Here is an 8,809-nt window from a genome sequence, read left to right as displayed (position 1 = left end):
CCCCCCGCACGCGCCCGGCCGCGCGCCCCACCCCCCGCACCCCCCCCCCCCCGCACCCGGCCACGCCGAGCCCCCCACCCCCGCCCCCCTCCAGCGGTACCCTGACCAGGCACAGCCGCACCACCCACCCCGCCCCCGAAGGGACCCACCATGCCGCTCGAAGCCGGCCTCCTGGAGATCCTCGCCTGCCCGGCCTGCCACTCCCCCCTCAAGGAGCAGGACACCGAGCTGATCTGCACCGGCCAGGACTGCGGTCTGGCATACCCCGTCCGCGACGGCATCCCCGTCCTCCTCGTCGACGAGGCACGCCGCCCGGCATAAGCGCACCGCACCGCGCCACCCGCCCGCGCACCCACGGCGATCGGAGGCACTCGCCCCCATGCTCGACGAAGCCCTGCTCGACACCCCCGAAGCACTCGCGGACGCCGACGACCGCGGCCTGCTCCGCGGCGCCGCGGAGGCCGGAGCCCGCGTCCGCACCGCCGCCCGGCACGCCGCCGAGGCAGGGGTGGCCGACCTCAAGCCCGACGGCCGCCCCCGCGCCATCCTCATCGCGGGCCCTGGCGCCGCCGCCATCTGCGCCGCCGACCTCCTCGGCACCCTCGCGGGCGCGGGCAGCCCCGTCATCCGCCTCGCCCCCACCGGCGTCGCCCCGGCCGCGGGTGCCCTGCGCTGGGAACTCCCCGGCTGGGCAGGCTCCGTCGACCTCCTGCTGATCGCCACCCCCGACGGCACCGAGCCCAGCCTCAGCCTCCTCGCCGACCAGGCCTACCGGCGCGGCTGCACCGTCGTCGCCGTAGCCCCCGCCGGCACCCCGCTCAGCGAGTCCGTGGCAGGCGCCCACGGCATGTTCGTACCCCTGGCCACCGCCCCGTACGACGAGCAGCAGGAGTCCCTCACCGCCTCCGCCCCCGGCGTCCTGTGGGCGCTGCTCACCCCGCTGCTCGCCCTTCTCGACCGCATCGGCCTGATCACCGCCCCGCCGGACGCCCTCCAGAAGGTCGCCGACCGCCTCGACCACGTCGCCGAACGCTGCGGGCCCGCCATCGCCACGTACAGCAACCCGGCCAAGACCCTCGCCGCCGAACTGGCCGACGCGCTCCCCGTGATCTGGACGGAAGGCGCCTCGGCCGGTCCGGCGGGCCGCCGCTTCGCCGCCGCCCTCGCCGAACTCTCCGGCACCGCCGCGATCGTCGCCGAACTGCCCGAGGCACTCGCCGCGCACAGCACCCTGCTCGCCGGACGACTGGCCGCCAGCGCCGACCCCGACGACTTCTTCCGCGACCGCGTGGAGGAGCCACCCGCGCTCCACGCGCGCGTGGTGCTGCTCCGCGACCGCCCCATCGACGGCCTCACCGCCGCCCCGTCCGCCCGCGACCTGGCCCTCAGCCACGACACACCGATCAGCGAACTCGAACCGGAACCCGGCGCCGAGCTGGAGACCCTCGCCGAACTGATCGCCATCACCGATTTCGCCGCCGTTTACCTGGCGCTCGCCTCAAGGGCCTGACCTGACCCGGGGACGCGACGAGCACCCGACCCCCGCACGCGGCACCACCCCGCGTCGTACGCACCACGAATCGGCAGAAAGAACCGATGGACCTCCTCCAGAACACCATCCGCCCCTACGCCTGGGGTTCCCCCACCGCGATCCCGCACCTCCTCGGAACCGAACCGACCGGCGAACCCCAGGCCGAGATGTGGATGGGCGCCCACCCCGGAGCCCCCTCCCGCACCCCCCGCGGCAGCCTCGCCGACGTGATCGCGGCCGACCCCGAACGGGAACTCGGCGCCGCGGCGGTGGCCAGGTTCGGTCCCCGGCTGCCCTTCCTCCTCAAGATCCTCGCCGCGGGCGCCCCGCTCTCCCTCCAGGTCCACCCCGACCTCGACCAGGCCCGACAGGGCTACGACGACGAGGAGCGCCGCGGCGTCCCCCTCGACGCGCCCCACCGCAACTACAAGGACGCCAACCACAAGCCCGAACTGATCTGCGCCCTCACCGAGTTCGACGGCCTGTGCGGCTTCCGTGCCCCGGTCCAGGCCGCCGACCTCCTCGACGGCCTCGGCGTCGACTCCCTCAAGCCGTACGTCGACCTGCTGCACGCCCACCCCGAGGACGCCGCCCTGCGCGAGGTCCTCACCGCCGTACTCAGCGCCGACCGCGAGGACATGGCCCGCACGGTCACCGAGGCCACCACCGCCTGCACCCGCCTCGGCGGCGACTACGGCCCCTACGCCGACCTCGCCCACCACTACCCGGGCGACCCCGGCGTCATCGCCGCGATGCTCCTCAACCACGTCCGGCTCCAGCCCGGCGAGGCCCTCTACCTCGGCGCGGGCATCCCGCACGCCTACCTCAACGGCCTCGGCGTCGAGATCATGGCCAACTCCGACAACGTCCTGCGCTGCGGCCTCACCCCCAAGCACGTCGACGTCCCCGAACTCCTGCGCATCGTCCGCTTCGAACCCAGCGACCCCGGCGTGCTCCGCCCGGAGGCGTCCCCCGACGGCGAAGAGGTCTACGAGACCCCCATCGACGAGTTCCGGCTCTCCCGGTACGTCCTCCCGCCCGGCGGCGCCACCCACGACCTCACCCGCCCCACCCCGCAGATCCTGCTCTGCACCGCGGGCACGGTCCGCCTCGGCGACCCCGGCGAACAGGAGCTGACGCCCGGCCGGTCGGTCTTCGTCCCGGCCGGTGAGCACGCCGAAGTCTCCGGTACCGGCACCCTCTTCCGGGCCACCGTCATCGCCTGACGCCCGTACGAACGACCCTGGCGGCCGTTGCCTGACGGGACTGCAACAATGGCGCACCGACAAGGCGGCCAACGCGGCCCCGACAGCGGGCAACGGCCCCGGACGGCGTACGTACGAAGGGACAACACGCACACATGAGCGCGTCAGGCGGTACCAAGGCGATCGTGGCGGCACTCGCCGCCAACCTCGCGATCGCGGTAGCGAAGTTCGTAGCGTTCCTCTTCAGCGGATCGTCGTCGATGCTCGCCGAATCGGTGCACTCGCTCGCCGACTCCGGCAACCAGGGCCTGCTTCTCGTGGGCGGCAAGAAGGCCCAGCGCGAGGCCACGCCCCAACACCCGTTCGGCTACGGCCGCGAGCGCTACATCTACGCCTTCCTCGTCTCGATCATCCTCTTCTCCGTCGGCGGCATGTTCGCCCTCTACGAGGGCTACGAGAAGATCAAGCACCCGCACGAGATCGACCACTGGTACTGGCCGGTCGGCGTCCTCGTCTTCGCGATCATCGCCGAGACCTTCTCGTTCCGCACCGCCATCCAGGAGTCCAACCAGGTCCGCGGCAAGAAGTCCTGGAAGGAGTTCGTCCGCCACGCCAAGGCGCCCGAACTGCCGGTCGTCCTCCTGGAGGACCTCGGCGCGCTCGTCGGTCTGATCCTCGCCCTCGTCGGCGTCTCCCTCGCCCTCGCCACCGGCGACGGCGTCTGGGACGGCATCGGCACCCTCTGCATCGGCGTCCTGCTCATCCTCATCGCGGTCGTGCTCGCCATCGAGACCAAGTCGCTGCTGCTCGGCGAGGCCGCGGGCGCCGAGGAGGTCAGGAAGATCGAGGCCGCCACGGTCGACGGCGACACCGTCACCCGCATCATCCACATGCGCACCCTCCACCTCGGCCCCGAGGAACTGCTGGTCGCCGCCAAGGTCGCCGTCCGGCACGACGACACCGCCACCGAGATCGCCGCCGCCATCAACGCCGCCGAGTCCCGCATCCGCGACGCCGTCCCCATCGCTCGCGTCATCTACCTAGAACCCGACATCTACAGCGAGACCGAAGCGGCCAAGGGTCCCGACCCCGAGGCCAGCCCCGGCGGCCCCGCCCCCACCAGCGAGCACTGACCGCCACCCTCCCCTCGCCACCGCCGCGACCACCGGGGCCCGACCGCTCGGAAACGGCTCGATCCGCTCGATCCGTGCGCAGGAGGACTGGGGACGGTTGGGCCGACCGGTGTAGCTTGGAACAGAGCCAGACGTCGCTGCTGATGGCGGTCGGGCGGTCCATAGCGGACCGTCCGAGGGAGAGAGGGATCCGACGGACTGCGCTGCGCGCACGCGGGCATGCCTGTGTCCCCTTTCGGGCACCCCTGTGTCCGCCGCCGCGCAGACCGGCCGTACCCACCTCGACCCGATACCGAGGAGCAGCTCGTCATGACGACTGTCGACAACCGACAGGACTTCAAGGTCGCCGACCTTTCCCTGGCCGAGTTCGGCCGCAAGGAGATCACCCTCGCCGAGCACGAGATGCCCGGCCTGATGGCGATCCGCAAGGAATACGCCGAGGCGCAGCCCCTCGCCGGCGCCCGCATCACCGGCTCCCTGCACATGACCGTGCAGACCGCCGTCCTCATCGAGACCCTGGTCGCCCTCGGCGCACAGGTCCGCTGGGCCTCCTGCAACATCTTCTCCACCCAGGACCACGCCGCCGCCGCGATCGCGGTCGGCCCCGACGGCACCCCGGACAACCCCCAGGGCATCCCCGTCTTCGCCTGGAAGGGCGAGACCCTGGAGGAGTACTGGTGGTGCACGGAGCAGGCCCTGACCTGGCCCGACACCCCCACCGGCGGCCCCAACATGATCCTCGACGACGGAGGCGACGCCACCCTCCTCGTCCACAAGGGCGTCGAGTACGAGAAGGACGGCCAGGTCCCGGCCATCGAGACCGCCGAGTCCGACGAGCACCGCGTCATCCTCCAGCTGCTGCACCGCACCCTGGGCGAGAACCCCCAGAAGTGGACCCAGCTGTCCTCCGAGATCCGCGGCGTGACCGAGGAGACCACCACCGGCGTCCACCGCCTGTACGAGATGCAGCGCGACGGCGTCCTCCTGTTCCCGGCGATCAACGTCAACGACGCCGTCACCAAGTCGAAGTTCGACAACAAGTACGGCTGCCGCCACTCCCTGGTCGACGGCATCAACCGCGCCACCGACACCCTGATCGGCGGCAAGACCGCCGTCGTCTGCGGTTACGGCGATGTCGGCAAGGGCTGCGCGGAGTCCCTGCGCGGCCAGGGCGCCCGAGTGATCATCACCGAGATCGACCCGATCTGCGCCCTTCAGGCGGCGATGGACGGCTACCAGGTCACGACCCTCGACGAGGTCGTCGAGACGGCCGACATCTTCATCACCACCACCGGCAACAAGGACATCATCATGGCCGGCGACATGGCCAAGATGAAGCACCAGGCGATCGTCGGCAACATCGGCCACTTCGACAACGAGATCGACATGGCGGGCCTCGCCAAGGTGCCCGGCATCGTCAAGGACGAGGTCAAGCCGCAGGTCCACACCTGGACCTTCCCGGACGGCAAGAAGATCATCGTGCTGTCCGAGGGCCGCCTGCTCAACCTGGGCAACGCCACCGGCCACCCGTCGTTCGTGATGTCCAACTCCTTCGCGGACCAGACCCTGGCCCAGATCGAGCTGTTCACCAAGCCCGACGCCTACCCGACCGGCGTCTACGTGCTGCCCAAGCACCTCGACGAGAAGGTCGCCCGCCTCCACCTCGACGCCCTCGGCGTGAAGCTCACCACGCTCCGCCCGGAGCAGGCCGAGTACATCGGCGTGAAGGTCGAGGGCCCCTACAAGTCGGACCACTACCGCTACTGAGCGGACGGTCCCACCGAAGCCCCACGAAGCCCCTCCGAGGCAGGCCCCCCGCACCCCCGTGCCGGGGGCCTGCCCCTTTGGTCCGACCGAGCCCGCCCGGACGGACCGACGGGACCACCCCGACCCAGCACGTCAGAAGCCAGGACCCCCATGCCCCGCGGCCGCTATTCGCTCCACGATCCGCACGATCACACCCCCCTCGCAGAAGAACACTTCCAATGCGCCCCCGGCCCCTCCGGCTGGCGCTACGTCTCCCAGCTGACCACCCCCTCGGGCGACCACCACGGCTCCGTCGACCTCACCCTCGACGAACTCGGCCGCCCCATCCGCCTCGAACTCCACGCCGCGAGCTGGCAGGTACGCGGCGCCGCCCTCGACGGCGTCACCTGGGTACGCACCGACCCCACCGGCACTCACGCCAAGGAAGGCAACACCCCCGCCCACGCCTTCACCGGCACGTCCCCCGCCTTCCTCATCGCCACCACCCGCCTCCTTCGCCTCACCCCCTCCGGCACCGCGACCCGCGTACGCCTAGTCGCCTTCACGGATCCTGTCCTCGCCCCCCGCACGGTCGATCAGTCCTGGGCCCTGCTGAAGAGAGAAGCACACGCCACTGACAACGGCCCCCTGACCGTGGACGAATACCAGGTCACAGCCCTGGACACGGGCGAACAGCACACCGTGCACATCGCGGGCGACGTCGTACTCGCGGCCCCCGGCATCGAGCTGGAAGACCTCGAATCCCCGCCGTCCGCCTTCCCCGACGCCCTCTGACCCCGCCGCCGTCTACGCGGGCGGCGCGAACCCCGTCCCCGGCCGCTCACCCGACGACCCCTCCGACCGCTCCCTCGACGGCGCGGGAGCCGCGCCCGCGGGTGGCACATGAGTCGGCGGCACCGGCTGCGTGGCTGGCACGGACGGCGACACGGGGGAGGGCTGCGCCGCAGGAGCCGCAGGAGTCCCGGTAGCCCCAAGAGGCCCAGGGCCCCCATGCGCCTGGGCCACCGGTACCACACCGCCCCGCTCCGCCCCGAAGGCCCGCTGGGCCTCCCGATCCTGCCGCTCCCGCACCACCGCCGCCAGATAGGCGGCGGGCGGCACACCCGGCGGCACCGGAGCCCCCGTACGAGCCGCCAGATCACCCGCCAGCCGCTCCGCCATGGCCCAGCCGACCTGCGGATCCAACTGCTGCATCCGCGTCAGGTACTGGCGCACGGCGAGCCACAGCCCGTCCGGTACCGCCGACAGATCAAGCCCGGCGAACTGCCCGGCCAGCCAGGGCGGCGGCGGAGGCACGAATCCCGACCGCGCCTCCGGCACCCGCTCCCGCACGACGAGCGTCCCCGCGAAGACGTCCCCGAGCCGCCGCCCCCGCGCCGACACCAGCGAGGCGACACACGCGATGACCCCGAACGTCAGCAGGATCTCGATCACCCCGACCGCCCCGCGCACCAACGCATGCCGGAACCGGATCGGCCCCCCGTCGTCCCGCACCACCCGCAGCCCGCACGCCATCTTCCCCAGCGACCGCCCGTGACTGAGCGTCTCCACCGCGATCGGCGCTCCCACCAGCACCAGCAGGAACGTCGCGATCGACAGCGCGAACTGCGCCGCCTCGTCCAGCGACGAGGTGGACATCACCAGCACCACCGTCACGGCGATATACGCCGCCATGGCCACGACCAGATCGAGCAGCACAGCCAGTGCCCTGCTGGGCAGCCTCGCAGGGCGCAGCTCCAGCGCCACCGCCTCACCGGTCACCAGCTCATTCACACCCGTCGTCCTTCCCCTGACCTGCCCCGAGAACCGCCAGTCTGCCAAGCTGAGGGCGTACCGCGCCGCAGTACGACAAGAGGAGCAGTCACACCGATGGACCTCGACGTCTTCGTCTCCGCCCACCGGGCGGAGTGGGACCGCCTCGACGCCCTGCTCCGGCGCCAGCGTCACCTCAACGGAGCCGAGGTCGACGAACTCGTCGCTCTCTACCAGCGGACCGCAACCCATCTGTCCCTGATCCAGTCCAGCGCACCCGACCCCCAGCTGACCGGCAGGCTCAGCCAACTGGTGGCACGCGCGCGTAGCGCGGTGACCGGCACCCGCCGTGCCTCCTGGCGCGACGTGACGCGCTTCCTCACCCACGGCTTCCCCGCCGCTGTCTACCGCTCCCGCCACTGGTGGGTGCCCACAGCACTGTTGTCCACCCTCGTCGCGGTCCTGCTCGCCTGGTGGATCGGCACGAGCCCAGAGGTCCAGTCCTCCATCGCGGCCCCCAGCGAGCTACGCGAGCTGACCCGCCCGGGCGGCCAGTACGAGACGTACTACTCCAGCAACCCCGCCGCGTCCTTCGCCGCCCAGGTATGGACGAACAACGCCCAGGCAGCCGCGCTCTGCCTCGTCCTTGGCATCTTCCTGGGCCTCCCCGTCCTCTGGGTGCTCTTCCAGAACATGCTCAACCTCGGCGTCGGGTTCGGCCTGATGTCCTCCGCGGGCCGACTCGACACGTTCCTCGGCCTCGTCCTCCCTCACGGCCTGCTCGAACTGACCGCGGTGTTCGTGGCCGCGGGCACGGGCCTGCGCCTCGGCTGGACCGTGATCGACCCCGGCCCGCGCACCCGCCGCACCGCCCTCGCCGAGGAGGGCCGAGCAGCCATCGGCATGGCGATAGGCCTGGCACTGGTCCTCTTCATCTCGGGCGCCATCGAAGGCTTCGTCACCCCTTCGGGCCTCCCCACCTGGGCCCGCATCACCATCGGTGTCGTCGCGGAGCTGGCCTTCCTGGCCTACGTCTTCGTCCTCGGCGGCCGTGCCGCCCGCACCGGTGAGACAGGCGACGTCGAGGCCGCCGAACGCAGCAGCACCGTGCCCACCGCCGCCTGATGTGCGTTGGCGGCCACTGAGCTGCTAATCTCCTCTTCGCCCCAAGGGAGCTGTTGACACGGCCCCTGCGGGGAGGTAGATTCGAACAGTTGCCTGGAAGTGGATGTAGTCCGCTTCGGCAACCGTGCACAACCTACCGGCTTCCCAGAACGTCGATTCCGAGGAAGCCCCCTCCCGATGAATCGGAAACGAATGGCCGGTCAGACCGGCTCCAGAGTTCTGATAAAGTCGGACCCGCCGGAAAGGGAAACGCGAAAGCGAACACCTGGAAAGCACCGAGGAAATCGGATCGAGAA

General features: G+C 71.4%; 8 protein-coding genes. 7 read left to right on the top strand and 1 reads right to left on the bottom strand.

Translation table 11 applies throughout. From position 1 onward, the window contains the following. The first annotated feature begins 150 nt into the window (after positions 1–150). The 6 genes from KBY47_RS35535 to KBY47_RS35510 all read left to right on the top strand — a co-directional run bounded on the left by KBY47_RS35535 (position 151) and on the right by KBY47_RS35510 (position 6,410). Positions 151–321 (top strand): Trm112 family protein, encoded by a 171-nt coding sequence (locus tag KBY47_RS35535; RefSeq protein ID WP_079057723.1) that lies wholly within the window; start codon positions 151–153, stop codon positions 319–321. A 58-nt stretch (positions 322–379) separates the two neighbouring features. Further along, positions 380–1,510: an SIS domain-containing protein gene (locus KBY47_RS35530; RefSeq protein WP_210928689.1), complete on the top strand. Its 1,131-nt coding sequence runs from the start codon at positions 380–382 to the stop codon at positions 1,508–1,510. An 86-nt stretch (positions 1,511–1,596) separates the two neighbouring features. Continuing rightward, entirely contained in the window at positions 1,597–2,757 is a 1,161-nt protein-coding gene (gene manA / locus KBY47_RS35525) for a mannose-6-phosphate isomerase, class I (protein ID WP_210928688.1), read from the top strand. A gap of 134 nt (positions 2,758–2,891) precedes the next feature. Then, complete coding sequence (locus tag KBY47_RS35520) at positions 2,892–3,869, top strand: cation diffusion facilitator family transporter (RefSeq protein ID WP_210928687.1); 978 nt, start codon at positions 2,892–2,894, stop codon at positions 3,867–3,869. Between the two features lie 309 nt (positions 3,870–4,178). Beyond that, positions 4,179–5,636 carry an adenosylhomocysteinase gene (ahcY, locus tag KBY47_RS35515; RefSeq protein WP_210928685.1) on the top strand — a complete coding sequence of 486 codons (1,458 nt, stop codon included), beginning with the start codon at positions 4,179–4,181 and terminating at the stop codon, positions 5,634–5,636. Positions 5,637–5,786: 150 nt separating this feature from the next. Continuing rightward, the gene (locus KBY47_RS35510) at positions 5,787–6,410 is read left to right on the top strand and encodes a hypothetical protein (protein ID WP_210928683.1); all 624 of its coding nucleotides are present in this window, start codon (positions 5,787–5,789) and stop codon (positions 6,408–6,410) included. A gap of 12 nt (positions 6,411–6,422) precedes the next feature. Here the strand turns inward: KBY47_RS35510 and KBY47_RS35505 are convergent, their stop codons facing one another. Next, positions 6,423–7,409 carry an RDD family protein gene (locus KBY47_RS35505; RefSeq protein WP_210928681.1) on the bottom strand — a complete coding sequence of 329 codons (987 nt, stop codon included), beginning with the start codon at positions 7,407–7,409 and terminating at the stop codon, positions 6,423–6,425. A gap of 96 nt (positions 7,410–7,505) precedes the next feature. Between KBY47_RS35505 and KBY47_RS35500 the strand changes: the two genes are divergently transcribed. After that, entirely contained in the window at positions 7,506–8,513 is a 1,008-nt protein-coding gene (locus tag KBY47_RS35500; RefSeq protein ID WP_210928679.1) for a stage II sporulation protein M, read from the top strand. Positions 8,514–8,809 lie beyond the last annotated feature (296 nt).

Source organism: Streptomyces sp. B93 (assembly GCF_018070565.1).
Lineage (GTDB): Bacteria > Actinomycetota > Actinomycetes > Streptomycetales > Streptomycetaceae > Streptomyces.
Note: the sequence above shows the minus strand (reverse complement) of the source record. Positions and strands in the feature narration are given on the sequence as shown.